Annotated in this window: 17 protein-coding genes; 13 read left to right on the forward strand and 4 right to left on the reverse strand. The window is 68.2% G+C overall.

Translation table 11 applies throughout. The features are described 5' to 3' along the window. The first annotated feature begins 19 nt into the window (after positions 1-19). The 4 genes from cysQ (at position 20) to GGQ63_RS20865 (ending at position 4,931) form a co-directional block, all read left to right on the forward strand. On the forward strand, positions 20-835 hold the full coding sequence (gene cysQ / locus GGQ63_RS20850) for a 3'(2'),5'-bisphosphate nucleotidase CysQ (RefSeq protein ID WP_183858557.1): 816 nt from the start codon (positions 20-22) through the stop codon (positions 833-835). Positions 836-982: 147 nt separating this feature from the next. Beyond that, positions 983-1,891: a sulfate adenylyltransferase subunit CysD gene (gene cysD, locus GGQ63_RS20855; protein WP_183858558.1), complete on the forward strand. Its 909-nt coding sequence runs from the start codon at positions 983-985 to the stop codon at positions 1,889-1,891. Continuing rightward, entirely contained in the window at positions 1,891-3,783 is a 1,893-nt protein-coding gene (gene cysN / locus GGQ63_RS20860) for a sulfate adenylyltransferase subunit CysN (RefSeq protein WP_183858559.1), read from the forward strand. The genes cysD and cysN overlap by 1 nt, the downstream gene beginning before the upstream one ends. 113 nt (positions 3,784-3,896) lie before the next feature. Then, positions 3,897-4,931 carry a Gfo/Idh/MocA family protein gene (locus GGQ63_RS20865; protein WP_183858560.1) on the forward strand — a complete coding sequence of 345 codons (1,035 nt, stop codon included), beginning with the start codon at positions 3,897-3,899 and terminating at the stop codon, positions 4,929-4,931. A gap of 7 nt (positions 4,932-4,938) precedes the next feature. Here GGQ63_RS20865 and sthA read toward each other — a convergent pair whose 3' ends face one another. After that, positions 4,939-6,330, reverse strand: a complete 1,392-nt coding sequence (sthA, locus tag GGQ63_RS20870) for a Si-specific NAD(P)(+) transhydrogenase (RefSeq protein WP_183858561.1) — start codon at positions 6,328-6,330, stop codon at positions 4,939-4,941. A gap of 203 nt (positions 6,331-6,533) precedes the next feature. Between sthA and GGQ63_RS20875 the strand changes: the two genes are divergently transcribed. The 3 genes from GGQ63_RS20875 to GGQ63_RS20885 are packed head-to-tail and all read left to right on the forward strand — an operon-like array spanning position 6,534 to position 8,973. After that, entirely contained in the window at positions 6,534-7,253 is a 720-nt protein-coding gene (locus GGQ63_RS20875) for an SDR family NAD(P)-dependent oxidoreductase (RefSeq protein WP_246429917.1), read from the forward strand. Between the two features lie 5 nt (positions 7,254-7,258). Beyond that, positions 7,259-7,426 carry a DUF2256 domain-containing protein gene (locus tag GGQ63_RS20880; RefSeq protein WP_183858562.1) on the forward strand — a complete coding sequence of 56 codons (168 nt, stop codon included), beginning with the start codon at positions 7,259-7,261 and terminating at the stop codon, positions 7,424-7,426. Further along, positions 7,423-8,973 carry a cryptochrome/photolyase family protein gene (locus GGQ63_RS20885; protein WP_183858563.1) on the forward strand — a complete coding sequence of 517 codons (1,551 nt, stop codon included), beginning with the start codon at positions 7,423-7,425 and terminating at the stop codon, positions 8,971-8,973. Before GGQ63_RS20880 ends, GGQ63_RS20885 begins: the two co-directional genes overlap by 4 nt. A gap of 18 nt (positions 8,974-8,991) precedes the next feature. On the opposite strand, the gene GGQ63_RS20890 is transcribed toward GGQ63_RS20885, so the two are convergent. From GGQ63_RS20890 to GGQ63_RS20900, 3 genes are all read right to left on the reverse strand, one after another. Beyond that, positions 8,992-9,756 carry a hypothetical protein gene (locus GGQ63_RS20890; protein WP_183858564.1) on the reverse strand — a complete coding sequence of 255 codons (765 nt, stop codon included), beginning with the start codon at positions 9,754-9,756 and terminating at the stop codon, positions 8,992-8,994. Between the two features lie 631 nt (positions 9,757-10,387). Next, positions 10,388-11,587, reverse strand: coding sequence for a tyrosine-type recombinase/integrase (locus GGQ63_RS20895; protein WP_183858565.1), 1,200 nt, complete (start codon positions 11,585-11,587; stop codon positions 10,388-10,390). Between the two features lie 3 nt (positions 11,588-11,590). After that, positions 11,591-12,052 carry an Arc family DNA-binding protein gene (locus tag GGQ63_RS20900; protein ID WP_183858566.1) on the reverse strand — a complete coding sequence of 154 codons (462 nt, stop codon included), beginning with the start codon at positions 12,050-12,052 and terminating at the stop codon, positions 11,591-11,593. A 119-nt stretch (positions 12,053-12,171) separates the two neighbouring features. Between GGQ63_RS20900 and GGQ63_RS20905 the strand changes: the two genes are divergently transcribed. The 6 genes from GGQ63_RS20905 to GGQ63_RS20930 all read left to right on the forward strand — a co-directional run bounded on the left by GGQ63_RS20905 (position 12,172) and on the right by GGQ63_RS20930 (position 15,285). After that, positions 12,172-12,366: a hypothetical protein gene (locus GGQ63_RS20905; protein ID WP_183858567.1), complete on the forward strand. Its 195-nt coding sequence runs from the start codon at positions 12,172-12,174 to the stop codon at positions 12,364-12,366. 259 nt (positions 12,367-12,625) lie between these two features. Then, complete coding sequence (locus GGQ63_RS20910; RefSeq protein WP_183858568.1) at positions 12,626-13,090, forward strand: hypothetical protein; 465 nt, start codon at positions 12,626-12,628, stop codon at positions 13,088-13,090. After that, positions 13,087-13,377 carry a hypothetical protein gene (locus GGQ63_RS20915; RefSeq protein ID WP_183858569.1) on the forward strand — a complete coding sequence of 97 codons (291 nt, stop codon included), beginning with the start codon at positions 13,087-13,089 and terminating at the stop codon, positions 13,375-13,377. Before GGQ63_RS20910 ends, GGQ63_RS20915 begins: the two co-directional genes overlap by 4 nt. Next, a complete protein-coding gene (locus tag GGQ63_RS20920) occupies positions 13,378-14,385 on the forward strand; it encodes a bifunctional DNA primase/polymerase (protein ID WP_246429918.1) in 1,008 nt (335 codons plus the stop codon). It abuts the gene before it with no gap. Positions 14,386-14,434: 49 nt separating this feature from the next. After that, on the forward strand, positions 14,435-15,019 hold the full coding sequence (locus tag GGQ63_RS20925; RefSeq protein WP_183858571.1) for a hypothetical protein: 585 nt from the start codon (positions 14,435-14,437) through the stop codon (positions 15,017-15,019). Next, a complete protein-coding gene (locus GGQ63_RS20930; RefSeq protein ID WP_183858572.1) occupies positions 15,016-15,285 on the forward strand; it encodes a hypothetical protein in 270 nt (89 codons plus the stop codon). The genes GGQ63_RS20925 and GGQ63_RS20930 overlap by 4 nt, the downstream gene beginning before the upstream one ends. The last annotated feature ends 180 nt before the right edge of the window (positions 15,286-15,465 follow it).

A 15,465-nucleotide genomic window follows, 5' to 3' on the forward strand; every position in this document is an offset into this window, starting at 1 on the left:
CGATCGCGCGGGGGGCGAAGTGGATCTCGAGCCGCTCGTCGCGGCCGCGCTCGACGCGGGCCGCGCCATCATGGACGTCTATGCCGGGCCGATCGCGGCGGAGGCAAAGGCCGACGGCTCGCCGGTGACCGAGGCCGATGCCCGCGCCGAGGCGATCATCCTCGCCGCGCTCGCGGCCTGCGCCCCCGTCGTGCCGGTCTGCGCCGAGGAGGCGGTTTCCGCCGGTACGGTGCCGTCACGGGCGCGCCGCTTCTTCCTCGTCGACCCGCTCGACGGGACGAGGGAGTTCATCGGTCGCAATGGCGAATTCACCGTCAACATCGCCCTCGTCGAGGACCGCGCACCGGTCGCCGGAATCGTCTATGCCCCGGCGCTCGGCCTCCTCTTCGCCGGCGGGCCGCAGGGCGCATGGCGGGCGGAGGTCGCCGACGGCCGCGTGAGCAGCCGCACGCCGATCGCGGTGCGCAAGGCGCCGGGCCGTCTCGTCGCGATCGGCAGCCGCTCGCACGGTTCGCCCGAAACGGCGGAATGGCTCGCCCGCTTCCCCGTCGAGCGCTTCGTGTCGAAGGGCTCCTCGCTCAAATTCTGCCTCGTCGCGGCGGGCGAGGCGGATCTCTATCCTCGGTTCGGGCGGACGATGGAGTGGGATACGGCGGCCGGCGACGCCGTGCTGCGCGCGGCGGGCGGCGGCGTCGCGACGCTCGATGGCCGGCCGCTCCTCTACGACAAGCGCGATCAGGCCGCCGATGTGGATTTCGCCAACCCGTTCTTCGTCGCCTATGGCGATCCGGCGCTCGCGCGGAATATTTTGCCAAGCGCGGCGGCTTCCGCGTGACGGCTTCCCCCTGAAGCCCCTGAGCGGCGCACGGCCGGACCTTCCCGGCGGCCGCGGCCGCGTGCTACCGACAGGCTTTCCGACGGAGGCCGCGCCCGTGAGCACGCCCGCCGCTTCCGCCGGGCGATCGTGCGATGGAGCGCCTCCTTGTCCGGCTCGAGACTGACCCATCTGAAGCGGCTCGAGGCCGAGGCGATCCACATCATGCGGGAGGTCGCGGCCGAGTTCCGCAACCCGGTGATGCTCTATTCGATCGGCAAGGATTCGTCGGTGATGCTGCACCTGGCGATGAAGGCCTTCCACCCGTCGAAGCCGCCCTTCCCGCTCCTCCATGTCGACACGACCTGGAAGTTCCGCGAGATGATCCGTTTCCGCGACGACACCGCGAAGCGGCTCGGACTCGACCTCATCGTCCATACCAACCAGGAAGGCGTCGCCGCGGGCATCACGCCCTTCACCCACGGCTCCTCGGCCTATACCCATGTGATGAAGACCGAGGCGCTCAAGACCGCGCTGAGCTTCTACAAGTTCGATGCCGCCTTCGGCGGCGCCCGCCGCGACGAGGAAAAGAGCCGGGCGAAGGAACGGATCTTCTCCTTCCGCACCGAGAACCATGGCTGGGACCCGAAGAACCAGCGGCCGGAATTGTGGAATCTCTACAATGCGCGGATCCGGCCGGGCGAATCGATCCGCGTTTTCCCGTTGTCGAACTGGACCGAGCTCGACATCTGGCAATATATCCTCAAGGAGGACATCCCGATCGTGCCGCTCTATTTCGCCGCGGAACGGCCGGTGGTGGCGCGCGACGGCATGCTGATCATGGTCGACGACGACCGGCTGCCGCTCGGCGCGGGCGAGGTGCCGGAGACGAAGATGGTCCGCTTCCGCACGCTCGGCTGCTATCCGCTCACCGCCGCGATGGAATCGCGCGCCGCGACGCTCCCCGAGATCGTCGAGGAGATGTTGATCGCCCGCACGTCGGAGCGGTCCGGCCGGCTGATCGACCATGACGAGGCCGGCTCGATGGAGAAGAAGAAGCGCGAGGGCTATTTCTGATGGATCAGCACGCCCCCGCCGGCTTCGTCGACTATCTCGCCCGCCACGAGCAGAAGGACCTCTTGCGCTTCCTCACCTGCGGCAGCGTCGACGACGGCAAGTCGACCCTGATCGGCCGGCTGCTCTACGATACCAAGCTCTTGTTCGAGGACCAGCTCGCGAGCCTCGAACGCGATTCGAAGAAGCACGGCACGACCGGCGCCGACATCGATTTCGCGCTGCTGGTCGACGGGCTGGAGGCGGAACGCGAACAGGGCATCACGATCGACGTCGCCTATCGCTTCTTCGCCACCGACCGGCGGAAATTCATCGTCGCCGACACGCCCGGCCACGAGCAATACACCCGCAACATGGCGACCGGCGCCTCGAACGCGGACGTGGCGGTGATCCTGATCGATGCGCGCAAGGGCGTTCTGACCCAGACGCGACGCCACTCCTTCATCGTCTCGCTCTTGGGCATCCGGCATGTCGTGCTGGCGGTCAACAAGATGGACCTCGTCGATTTCTCGAAGGAGGTGTTCGACCGCATCCTCGCCGATTACCGCAGCTTCGCCGATGCCCTCGGCTTCGAGACGCTCGTCCCGATCCCGCTCTCGGCCCGCTTCGGGGACAATGTCATCGAGCGCGGCGAGGCGCTCGGCTGGTATGAGGGGCCGACCCTCCTCGCCCATCTCGAAACGGTGGAGGCGGCGCGCGATACGGCGTCGGGTCCCTTCCGCATGCCGGTGCAATGGGTGAACCGGCCCGATCTCGATTTCCGCGGCTTCTCCGGCACGATCGCGCGCGGCACGGTGCGGCCGGGCGATCCGGTGGTCGCCGCCGGCTCCGGCCGGACGAGCCGGGTGAAGGCGATCGTCACCTATGACGGGCCGCGCGATGCCGCGGTCGCCGGCGAGGCGGTGACGCTGACGCTCGAGGACGAGATCGACATTTCGCGCGGCGAGGTGATCGCCGCGGCGGAGGACCGGCCGGAGGTTTCCGACCAGGTGTCGGCCCATCTGATCTGGATGCACGACGAGCGGCTGATCCCCGGCCGCACCTATCTGATCAAGTCGGGCGCCCGCACGGTCGCCGCCACCGTCACCGACATCAAGCACAAGATCGACGTCAACTCGTTCCAGAAGCTCGCGGCGAAGACGCTCGACATGAACGAGGTCGGCGTCGTCAACATCGCGACGCAGGAGCCGATCGCCTTCGAGCCCTATGCGACCAACCGCACCATGGGCGGCTTCATCGTCGTCGACCGGCTGAGCAATCTGACGGTCGGCGCCGGCATGATCGATTTCGGCCTCAGGCGCGCGACCAACATCCACTGGCAGGCGCTCGACGTGACGAAGGCGGTGCGCGCCGGCCTGAAGGGCCAGCGGCCGGTGCTGCTGTGGTTCACCGGCCTTTCGGGCGCCGGCAAGTCGACCATCGCCAATCTGGTCGAGAAGCGGCTCGCCTCGCTCGGCCGCCACACCTATCTGCTCGACGGCGACAATGTCCGCCACGGGCTCAACCGCGATCTCGGCTTCACCGCCGCCGACCGGGTGGAGAACATCCGCCGGGTCGCGGAAGCCGCGAAGCTGATGGTCGATGCCGGCCTGATCGTGCTCGCGAGCTTCATCTCGCCCTTCCGGGCCGAGCGGCAGATGGCGCGCGAACTGTTCGAGCCGGGCGAATTCATCGAGATCTTCGTCGATACCCCGCTCGCCGTCGCCGAGGAGCGCGATCCGAAGGGCCTCTACAAGCGGGCGCGCGCCGGCGAGATCAAGAATTTCACCGGCCTCGACAGCCCCTATGAGGCGCCGGAGGCGCCCGATCTGCGGCTCGAAGGCGGCGCAGCGGCGGCCGATGCGCTCGCCGAGGCGGTGATCGCCCATCTCGACCGGGGCGGCTATCTCGGCTGAGCCGGCTTGACGGTCGGCGGCGTCCCGGCGAGGGTCGCGCGCCGCCGGCCGCCGACGAGAGGCCCGCGGAGCCCGGCGCGGCCGGATCGGGGAGGCTCGTCGGGAGGAACGCGATGGAGCGCGTGCGCGTCGCCGTCATCGGCTGTGGCTTCTATGCCCAGAACCACCTCAACGCCTGGCGCGATCTCGCCGCGGAAGGGGCCGTGCTCGCCGCGGTGTGCGATGTCGATCCGGCGAAGGCGGAGGCCGCCGGCCGCGCCTTCGGCGTGCCGGCCTATACCGACGCCGCGACGATGCTCGATGCCGAACGGCCCGATCTCGTCGATATCGTCACCCGGCAGGACACCCACCGGCCGCTCGCCGCGCTCACCGTGGCGCGCGGCATCGCCACCATCGTGCAGAAACCCTTCGCGCCGAGCTGGGAGGATTGCGTCGCGATCGTCGAGGCGGCGGAAGCCGCCGGCGTCTGGCTCGCCGTGCACGAGAACTTCCGCTATCAGGCGCCGATCCGCGCCGTGCGCGGCGTGATCGACAGCGGCGCGATCGGCACGCCGAGCTGGGCCCGCATCGCCTTCCGCACCGGCTACGACGTCTTCCGCACCCAGCCCTATTTCTACGACGAGCCGCGCTTCGCGATCGCCGATGTCGGCGTGCACGTGCTCGATCTCGCCCGCTTCTTCCTCGGCGAGGTGGAGCGGATCTCCTGCGAGACGCAGCGCCGCAAGGAACGGGTGCGCGCCGAGGACACCGCGACGATGATGCTGCGCCACGAGAGCGGCGCCGTCTCGATCGTCGAATGCAGCTATACGGCGCGGCGCATTCCCGATCCCTTCCCCGAGACCATCCTCGAGATCGAGGGCGACAAGGGCTCGATCGTGCTGACGCCGCGCGGAAAGATGGTCGTCACCGCGGAGAACCTGTTCTGGGAGGAGGCGGTCAACGCCCCGCTCAAACCCTGGACCAGCCAGCCCTGGCACGTCAGCCAGGAGGGCGCCTATGGCGCCTGCCGGCATTTCCTCGACTGCATCAGGCGCGGCGTGCCGGCGGAAACGAAGGGCGCCGACAATCTGCGCACCTTCGCGCTCGTCGACGCGGCCTATCGGGCGGCGGAAGAGGGCCGCGCCGTGGCGCCGCAGCGCCGCGGCTGAGGCCGCGTCAGAGCGGTCCCATCCGGTTGTAGGCGTCGAGGGCGGCGATCTTGTAGCCCTCGGCGAGCGTCGGATAGTTGAAGGCGTTCTCGACGAAATAGTCGATCGTGCCGCCGAGATTGAGCACCGCCTGACCGATATGGACGAGTTCGGTGGCGCCCTCGCCGACGATGTGGGCGCCGAGCAGCCGGCGGTCGTCGAGCGAGAACAGAAGCTTCATCATGCCGGATTCGAGGCCCATGATGTGGCCGCGCGAGGTCTCGCGGAAGCGTGCGATGCCGATTTCGAAGCGCAGCCCCTGGGCGCGGGCCTGCGCCTCGGTGAGGCCGACGGTCGAGATCTCCGGCACGGCGTAGATGCCATAGGGGAAGAATTCCGGCGCCGAGGGCATCGGCGCGCCGAAGGCGTGGCAGGCGGCGATGCGGCCCTGTTCCATCGAGGTCGAGGCGAGGCTCGGAAAGCCGATCACGTCGCCCGCCGCATAGATGTGCGGCACGCTGGTCTGGAAGCTCTTCGGGTCGACCGTCAGCCGGCCCCGCTCGTCCGGCACGATACCGCAGGTTTCGAGGCCGAGATTCTTCGTCGCGCCGACCCGGCCGGCGGCATAGAGCAGCATTTCGGTGCGCACCCGCCGCCCGTCGGAGAGGAAGCTCACCGCATAACCCTTGTCATCGAGCTCGACGCGCTCGACCTTCGCGCCGAGGCGGAACTGGATGCCGCGCTTCCTGAGGTCGTGCATGAACTCGTCGATGATCTCGCGATCGATGAATTCGAGGAAATTCTCCCGCGGCTCGATCAGCGTCACCGGCACGTCGAGCGCCGAGAAGATCGTCGCATATTCGATGCCGATCACGCCCGCGCCGACCACGGCGAGGCTCCTCGGCACGTGCGGCTCGGTGGCGATATCGTCGCTGTCGAAGATGTTGCGGCCGTTGAAGGGGATGTGCGCCGGGCGAAACGGCATGGTGCCCACCGCGATGACCATCTTGTCGGCGGTGAAGGCCTGTTCCTCGCCATTGGTGCGGACGATGAGGCGGTGCGGATCGGCGAAGCGGGCGACGCCGGCGACGGTGCGCACGCCGTTGCGGGCGAACTGGTGCTCGAGCACCTCGATCTCGTGATCGAGCGTCATACGCAGCCGGACGCCGAGATCCTTGCCCTCGATGTCCTTCTTGACGCGGTAGGCGAGCCCGTAAAAGCCGCGCTCGCGCCAGCCCGACAGGTTGAGCACCGTCTCGCGCAGCGTCTTCGAGGGGATCGTGCCGGTGTGCACCGACACGCCGCCGACCCGCAGCCGGTTCTCGACGACGAGCACGCGGCGGCTGAGCTTCGCCGCCTGGATGGCGGCCCGCCGCCCGGCCGGCCCGCTGCCGATGACGATCAGATCGTAATGGTCCACCTCGCGCCCCCTCGCCCGCCGATCGCGGCATCCTGGCCCGGCACGCCTGCGCGAGCCTGTGCTCGCCCGATGCAATCGCCGCGCCGATCGGACGCGATCTCTAGGACCCGATCATATCGCCGCGATGAACCGGGGCGGCGAAGCAGGGGGAGAACCGCACCCGCCCCGCCGACGTATTGCCGGTGATGTTCGGAGGAACGGCGATGCGGGCTTTGATCTATGGCGGCACGGGCGGAATCGGCGGGGCGCTCGCCCGGCGCGTCGCGTCGGCGGGCGGTGCGGTGCATCTCGTCGGGCGCGACGGCGACCGGCTCGCCGCGCGCGCCGGCGAACTCGGCGGCCGGTTCACCGCGGGCGACGTGCGCGACGCCGCTCTCTTCGCCCGCGTCGCGGCCGATCTCGACGGCCCGGTCGACGCGCTCGTCTATGCCGTCGGATCGATCACTCTGAAGCCGCTCGCACGGCTCTCGGAGACGGATTTCCTCGACGATTTCCGGATCAATGCGCTCGGCGCCGCCGAGGCGGTCAAGGCCGCCCTGCCGGCGATGAAGGCGGCGGGGCATGCCGCGGTCGTGCTCTTCTCTTCCGTCGCGGTGGCGCAGGGCTTCACCGGCCACGCCTCGATCGCCATGGCGAAGGGCGCGGTCGAAGGCCTCACCCGCGCACTCGCCGCCGAGCTCGCCCCGCGCATCCGGGTGAACGCGATCGCCCCCTCGCTCACCCGCACGCCGCTTTCCGCGGCGCTCACCGCCTCCGAGCCGCTCGCCGCATCGATCGCCCAGCTTCACGCGCTGCAGCGGCTCGGCGAGCCGGACGACGCCGCGGCGCTCGCCGCCTTCCTGATCGGCCCCGATGCGGGCTGGATCACCGGGCAGGTGTTCGGCGTCGACGGCGGCCGCGCCCGGTTGCGCACCAAGGGCTGACCGCCTTGCCCCGCATGCGCCGCAAGGATGACCTGCCACGGAAGACCTGCCGCACCTGCGGCCGCCCCTTCGCGTGGCGCAAGCGCTGGGCGCGCGTCTGGGACACGATCGAGACCTGCTCCGACCGCTGCCGCGACGCGGCGCGGCGGAGCCGCAATGCGGCGTCGCGATGAGGACCCTCGTCTTCCTCTTCGGCGACCAGCTCTGTCGCGACATCTCGGCGCTCTCCGGCTTCGACCCGGCGAGCGACGTCGTCGCCATGGCCGAGGTCGACGAGGAGACCCGCTATGTGCCGCATCACAAGCAGAAGATCGCCTTCGTCCTCTCGGCCATGCGCCATTTCGCCGAGGCGCTCGCCGCCGAAAGCATCGCCGTCGACTATCGCCGCCTCGACGACCCCGCGCCGGCGGCCTGCTTGACGGCCGCGCTCGAAGCGGCGATCGCCCGCCACCGGCCGGACCGGATCGTCGTCACCGAGCCCGGCGAATGGCGCGTGCTCGCCCTGGTGCAGACGTGGCCGCAGCGCTTCGGCCTGCCGGTCGAGATCCGCGGGGACGATCGCTTCTTCTGCACCCGCCGGGACTTCGCCGCCTGGGCGGCGGGGCGCAAGGACTACCGGATGGAGTTCTTCTACCGGGCGATGCGGCGGCGGACCGGCCTTCTGATGGAGGGCGAGGCGCCGGCCGGCGGCCGCTGGAACTTCGACGCGGAGAACCGCCGGCCCCTGCCGCCGGGGCTGCGGCCGCCGGAGCGGCGCCGCTTCGCGCCCGATGCGACGACCCGCGCCGTGCTCGACCTCGTCGAACGCCGCTTCGGCGACCATTTCGGCGATCTCGAGCCGTTCGGCTGGGCGGTGACGCGCGACGACGCGCTCGCCGCGCTCGAGCATTTCATCGCGGAGGTGCTGCCCGGTTTCGGCGATCACCAGGACGCGATGAAATCCGGCGCACCTTTCCTCTTCCACGCCGTGCTGTCGCCCTATCTGAATGTGGGTCTGCTCGGAGCCCGCGAGGTCTGTGCTCGCGCCGAGGCCGCGTGGCGGACGGGCGCCGCCCCGCTCAACGCGGTGGAAGGCTTCGTGCGGCAGGTGCTCGGCTGGCGCGAATATGTCCGCGGCCTCTATTGGCTCATGATGCCCGATTACGCCGCGAGCAACCGGCTCGGCGCGACGCGGCCGCTGCCGGGCTTCTACTGGTCGGGCGAGACGCCGATGCGCTGTCTCGCCGAGGCGATCGCCGACACGCGGCGACACGGCTATTCGCACCACATCCAGCGCCTGATGGTGACGGGCAATTTCGCCCTCCTCACCGGCGTCGCGCCGGCGGAGATCGAGGCCTGGTATCTCGCCGTCTATGTCGACGCCTTCGAATGGGTCGAACTGCCGAACGTGCACGGCATGGCGATCTTCGCCGATGGCGGGCTGATGGCGTCGAAGCCCTATGCGGCGTCCGGCGCCTATATCGACCGGATGTCCGACTATTGCGGCGGCTGCCGCTACGATCCGGCCGTCAAGACCGGACCGCGCGCCTGCCCGTTCAACCTGCTCTACTGGCACTTTCTCGCCGAGCACCGCCCGGTGCTCGGCGGCAATCCGCGGCTCGCCATGCCCTACCGGACGCTCGACCGGATGAGCCCCGGGCGCCGCGCCACGATCACGCGCGAGGCCGTCGCCTTCCTCGAAGCGCTCGAGCGGCCGGCGGAGCCCGGCCTCTTCGGCTGAAGGCGGGAGCGGGCGGCCTCAGCCCTCGTCGCCGCCGCCCTCGTCTCCGCCCCCTTCGTCTCCGCCCCCCTCGTCCCCACCGCCGTCATCGCCGCCGTCGTCGCCGCCGTCCTCCTGCACGGCGCCGTCGTCGTCGCCACCGTCGTCCCCGGAGCCCGCCTCCTCGCCCCCGCCGTCCTCGGCACCGGCCGCGTCGGCGTCATCGGCGGCGTCCGTCCCCTCCGCATCCTCGGTCGCGCCGGCCTCTTCGGCGGCGCCTTCCGATTCCTCCTCGGCGGCGGTGAGATCGAGTTCGGAGGCGGCCGCGTCGTCGACCGCCTCATAGCTCACCATCTCGCTCTCGGAGATCGAGACCTCGCTGTATTCCTCGGTGCTCGACAGTTCTTCCGAGGTGATCTCCGTGTAGCTCTCGAAAGTCGTCTCGGTGACGACGAGGCCGAACGAGCTGCTGGTCGAGGTGAAATGCCGCGCGCTCGATTGCACCGGCGCGCCGCCGCCCGCCACCGACAGCACGGTAAGGCCGACGATCTCCGCGGTGAAGCCGTCGATCGCGACGATCGCCCGCGTGCCGGCATCGTCGACGCGCAGGAAATAGACCTGGCCGATCCGGCGGACATCGTCGACCGCGATCTTCTTCGTCTTCAGCGCCTCGACGAGGAAATGCGCCGAATAGAAGCGCCGGCCCTCCCGCTCGGCGGCCTCCGCGCCGCGCACGACCATCCCGGCGCCGACCGCGAGATGCGACACCGTCGCGACGATGCCGATGAAATGCCTGAACCGCATGATGCGCCCCCTGCCCCGATCCTACGGGGATTCGGGTGGAGCCTAGCCGAACCGGATCGGCCGGCGCGACCCTGTCAGAGTTGACGAGGGGGTGTTCGGCCGAGAGGAATGGTGTGGAAATGGGGAGACCAACGGCAAGGACGGGCGCGGCGCGATCTTGCTTCAGGACGCTGTCGCCATGGATGCTGCCTGCTGCACGTATGGCACGTCGCAGGCACGCCGAGCCTCCCTCTCCCGCCGGCGAAGTCGGCTGTTGCCGACTTCGCCTTTTCCGCGCTCGGCTCGGCAACTGCCGAGCCGAGTGGGGAGAGGGTCGGGGTGAGGGCCTTCTCTTCGTTGCTGAAGAGGAGGGCCCCTCACCCTTCGCGTCTAAGCTCGGCTCCGCCTCGCTAAGAAGCGAAGCCCTCTCCCGCAAGCGGGCGAGGGAGTCGGCGGCGGCTCGAAGCCGATGTCTGACTTCCAAAGATCCATCTCGACACAAACTGGTCGAAAGACGATCCATGCGGACAGTAATCTCAAAGAAAAGTGGTGCCCAGGGGCGGAATCGAACCACCGACACGCGGATTTTCAGTCTGACCGGAACCGCTGATATCCTGCCATTTCGGCCGTTCATGTTGCGTCTGTGTCGCGTTCAGGCGAGCAGAGCCCTTTCCGCGTCGGCCAATTCCTCGCCGTCGTCTCGGCTCGGGAACAAGTGGCCGTAGACGTCCAGCGTCATCGTGATCGACGAATGGCCGAGGCGTTCCTGAACCGTCTTAGGCGGCAACTCGAGCCCGCCGTCGGCGCGCCGGTTGATGCACCAGCTGGCGAACCAGTGCCGCAGCGCGTGCATCCCGCTATAGCGCGCCTTCATCACCGGCCGGCCCTCGTCGTCGACCTCCCCGGTTGGATCGGCGACACCCGCCGCCAACATGGCAGGCACCAGCCCGCGGTTGATGATGTTTCCGAGTGACTCGACCCGGCCCGACCCGTTCGGGAACGCGAGATCGAGATCGCCCTTCGGGCAGGCAACCCGCCATTCCCGCAGCGCGTTGATCGCCAGCGGCGGCATCCGGATCGTCCGTTCTCCGGCTTCGGACTTCGGCGGACCCATGTGATTGAAGCGATCGGCGCGCTGCCGCACATGGATTTCCCGGCGATCGAGATCGATGTCGGACCAGCGGAGACCTCGCAGTTCTGAGGCCCGCAAGCCGCCGAAGATCGCGACCAGCAAGAGCGGCCGCCACCGGCCCTGAAGCACGCCGACGAGCGCCTTGATCTCCTCCGGGGTGGGTATGTCGACGCCTGCCCTCAGCTTGCCCTTTGCGCGGCGCTCAACCTTCCGCTCGGTGCCGCGCTTTCGCCCCCCCCTCAGATCCCGGATGACGTTGCGCGCGACAAGCCCGCGCTCCTCGGCATCGGCCACCAGCGAAGACAGGCTGGTCATCACCTTGCGGACCATCGCCGGCGAGCGCCCGCCCTGCCGGAGTCTGTCTTCGAAGTCGCGCGCTGCAGGGACAGTCAGTTTCGCGAGCAGGGTGCCACCGATGAACGGCTCGATGTGGAGCCGGAGGTGCTGCCGATACTGATCGACTGTGGCCCTCTCCCGGCCCGACGCGACGATCCCGGCTATCCAGAGATCACCCGCCGCCTTCACGGTCGCGCTCGCGCTGTCCGCGACGTGCACGCCCTCGCGCACTTCAACCTTTGCCGTCGCGGCGAACTGGTCCGCGTCCTTCTTCCTCGCGAAGGTCTTCAGCCGGCGCTTGCCGCTTTGGTCGACGTAATCGACCACCCAGGCGGTTTTCTCCTCCCCCCTCGCCGTCGTCCATTGGCGCTTGCGGATGGACATAGTTCATTCGCCGTAAGGATCGACAAGCTTCGAGGTGCGCCCAGAACGCGCGGCTTCATCGCTCTCCTCTTGATCGAAATCGCCACTATCGTTCCACTCTTCTATGCGCCGCTCATCGAGCGCCTCTAGGCGCCAGCGAATAGACTCCTGAAGCTGTGGATCGACGCCTTTTACTTGGCCCGCCGCCATGCGCCGCAACGTCTCTTCGATCTCGTCGACGAGCTTCCCAATACGCTCATTATCAGCCCCGGAGGTCAGAACACCTACCAAGTCGAGGAGCTGATAGATCCGCCTTTCGAGGGACAAAGGCTCCGGAAACTCGCGTTCAAGAATGCGGACGATTTCCGTGTTCATCGAACGCCCGTGACGCTCCGCATAGGCCTTGATCCGGTCCCGAAGGCCGGGAGGCAAACGAAGCTGGAATCGCTCCGCCAACTCGCTTGGAAACTTGTCCTTGTCGGTCATTCGCAATGAGTGCGACTCGGTATCAAAAAAATCAAGAGTGCGACTTGCACCTATCGTTAATCAGGCGTATCCAGAGATGGTAAATGCGAGTTGCACCCATGAACGGAAAGCGAACAAGAATGGATGGAGAGGATTCTAACTCCCTAGAGCTCATTTGGGGCATCGGCCCGATCGGGAAGCTGATCGGCAGGAGCTATCAGCAGACGTATCACATGGTCCGGAGCGGCAAGCTTCCGGCGGTGAAGCGGGTCGGCGAGCGCTACGTCGCCAGCCGCGCCAAGCTGATCGCGTTCTTCACGGAGGACGCGGCATGACCACGCGCACGGGGCTTGCGGCCGTCTGGCCGCCGACGGCGGGGGTTGCGGCGGAAGCCGGTCACCAGCCGGTCAGCCCGTTGAGGGCGATCCGGACGAAGTGCGTGGATTGCTGCGGCGGGCGGTTCTCTGAGGTCCGGCTCTGTGAGGCCGTGAAATGCGCCCTGTGGCCCTTCCGGGCTGGTAGGCACCCCTACCACGCGCTTTCTCAGAAACAGGCCGGAAACTCGGCCGATCAGGAGATTGGCGAGGCCATCCAATGAGCGTCGCCGCGCAGCAAGAAGGCCCGGCGACGGCGGCAACCGTCCCGGGCCGTGGTTCCGACGCCCCACACGAGGATCGTCATATGAACGGAAGCGACCGTATCACCGCGCCGACGCCCCCGACAAGCCGCTCGGGCTGCATGAGCGCGAACGAACTGGCGATTGTCTATTCCGCCTGCCGCGCCGCGGCGGAGCTTTTGACGCCATGGCTTTCCGCCCCTGCGTTGCGCGCCGGCGGCGGCGATGCGCAAGACATCCTCGATCGCTTTATCGTCGCGCTCGACCGGCAGGCCGACGCCGCGGCGGACCTCTTGCGGCGGGTGACCTGGCAGGGTGACGGGGCGCAAGAGGTCCGCCTTCGAATCCTCCTGCAACAGGCCATCGACAACGGCGAGGTTGCCGGCAACTTCGGCGAGTTCGCCGCGGAGTTCGCCGCGAAGATTGGCGAGGGGCGGGCATGACGAGCCGCTCCGTCTCTCCCCGCCCCACCACGGCGCCGGACTCGCGCCGGATGAACGAGGACGCGATCGAGCGGTTGCTCCGCCTCCTTGATGCGCTCGATGGGGATCCGGATCGCGAGCCCTACCTCGCTGCGACCCCCTGCGAGGTCTCGTCCGGCTGCTACAGCAGCGCGAGCGACGATCGCGAGGAGGATGTCGATTTCGAGGAGGGTTCGGACCGCGAGCGCGATCCGGCGGAGGACGGGCTCGCCGATCAGGACGCGCTCGATCTCTTCATGTCCGATTGAATGACCGCGGCGTTCGCAACTTGGCAACCGCGCTATGCGGAACACGGCGTGGCGACCTTTCCGGTTGATGGGAAGAAGCCGGGCGTTACCGGCTATCTTCGGCTCGGCATGGATGCCAGCCGACAACTGGCCATTCGCTTCGCCGATGCTGATGCATTCGGCTACGCGTTGGGCACTCGCTCGCGGATCTCTGTCCTCGATGTGGACACCAAGGACGAGAACGTCCTTGCGGATGCGATGGCCGTGCACGGCCCGACCCCTATCGTCGTTCGGTCGGGTTCCGGGCACTGGCAAGCTTGGTATCGCCACAACGGCGAGCGTCGGCGCATCCGACCCGACCCGAGCCGGCCGATCGACGTTCTCGGCTCGGGGTTCGTGGTGGCGCCTCCCTCGCGCGGCGCGCGGGGGCAATATCAGTTCGTTCAGGGCACGCTTGACGATCTCGATCGTCTGCCTGTCATGCGAACGCGCGAGACGCCGCCGGCGGCTCCGGTGGCGGTCAGCGACCCCTGTTCCGATCTCATTCTCGGCAAGCGAAATGACACCCTATGGAGGATGGCGATGCGCGCCGCGCCGCATGTCGACGATCTCAACGGGCTCCTGGACTGGTGCCAAACGCGGAATAGCGAGGCGCCGATCCCGCTCGGCGACGACGAGGTGTCGCGGATCGCGGCCTCCGCATGGAAGTACGAGAGTGAAGGCAGAAACTGGATCGGAACCGGGCGGCGGCTGATCGTTCCTCACGTGCTGGTGGAAACGCTCGCTATGGACGACCCCCATGCATTCGCCCTGCTCCTCTACCTGAGAAAGACGCATTGGGGGCGGGATGACTTCGTGTTGGCCAAGGGCACGGCAGAGGCGCTTGGCTGGACGCTGCGACGCTTCAAGGAAGCGCGCGATCGACTGATCGAGGTTCGTCAGATCCGCTGCATCCATCGGGGCGGCAAGGGGCCGAGTGACCCCCCAATCTACGGCTGGGCTAAGGGGTGCGATTTCGCTCCCCAATAAGAAACAAAACACCTCCCCCCGAAGGGGGACAATACGGAGAGACCCTTCCTTGACCGAACCCCTTTCGAACGCCCTTGCCGACCTCGCCGAGCAAGTGAAGCTCGCGAACGAGCAGTTCCTCCTCGCACGGCGCACGACGGCGGAAAGCGCCTTGCGAGCGGGCGGGCTCCTGATCGACGCGAAAGACCGCTGCGCTCATGGCGAGTGGCTTCCCTTTCTCAAGCGCGCCGGGATCAACGAGCGCACGGCGCGCAATTTCATGACGCTCGCGCGATCCGGCATCAAACCGGACACGGTGGCCGATTTGGGCGGCATCCGCGCTGCGCTCGAACACTTGGCATCCGAGCGGGCCGCGGCGGCGATACGCGAGGAGAACGCGGCTCTCAAAGCCGAGCAAGCGGTTCTCGAAGCGGAAATCGCTGCTTTGAAAGCCGAGATCAAGCGGTTCTCGGAGATGCACGTGCTCTTCGAGAAGGGCGGCTTCGAGGCTGTGGTCGCCGCGAAGGACGAAGAAATCCGCGTTCTGAAGACCCGCGTCGAGCGGGAGGTGAAGGATCGGCAATCCTGGGGCAGATCGGCCGACTTCTGGGAGAAGAAGGCGCGCGATCTTGGCTATTCAAAGGAGCGCGCATGAGCGCGACGATCCTTCCTTTCGCCCGTCCCTCGCGCCGTGTTGCGCCGCGCCGGCCGGGCTCGCTGTATGCCCACCTCGCCGGCATCGACCCTGAGACGGGGCGCCCGCTCTACCTGCTCGAACTGATTGAGCCCGACGGAGCGCGCAACATCGCGTGGAACGGCGACAGCGAGGCGGGGCTCCGGGCGGCGGCGGACGCATGGCGGCGCGATGGGTTCGCGATCCGCTGGCATTCGCCGCCGGAGCCGATCGAGGGGCGCCCATGAGTGCGGCGGCGCGGCAGAGGCGCGCGCGGGAGAGGCGGCGGGCGGGGCGCATGGTCGCCAGGGTGGAGCTCAGCGAGGTGGACATCGTCGAAACCCTGATCGAAGCGGGCTATCTCGCGGCGCGAAACGCCGAGGACCGCGCCGCGATCGAGGCCGCGCTTTCCGAGCTGCTCGCCGCGC

Origin of the sequence: Prosthecomicrobium pneumaticum, from assembly GCF_014199915.1 — a bacterium.
Lineage (GTDB): Bacteria > Pseudomonadota > Alphaproteobacteria > Rhizobiales > Kaistiaceae > Prosthecomicrobium > Prosthecomicrobium pneumaticum.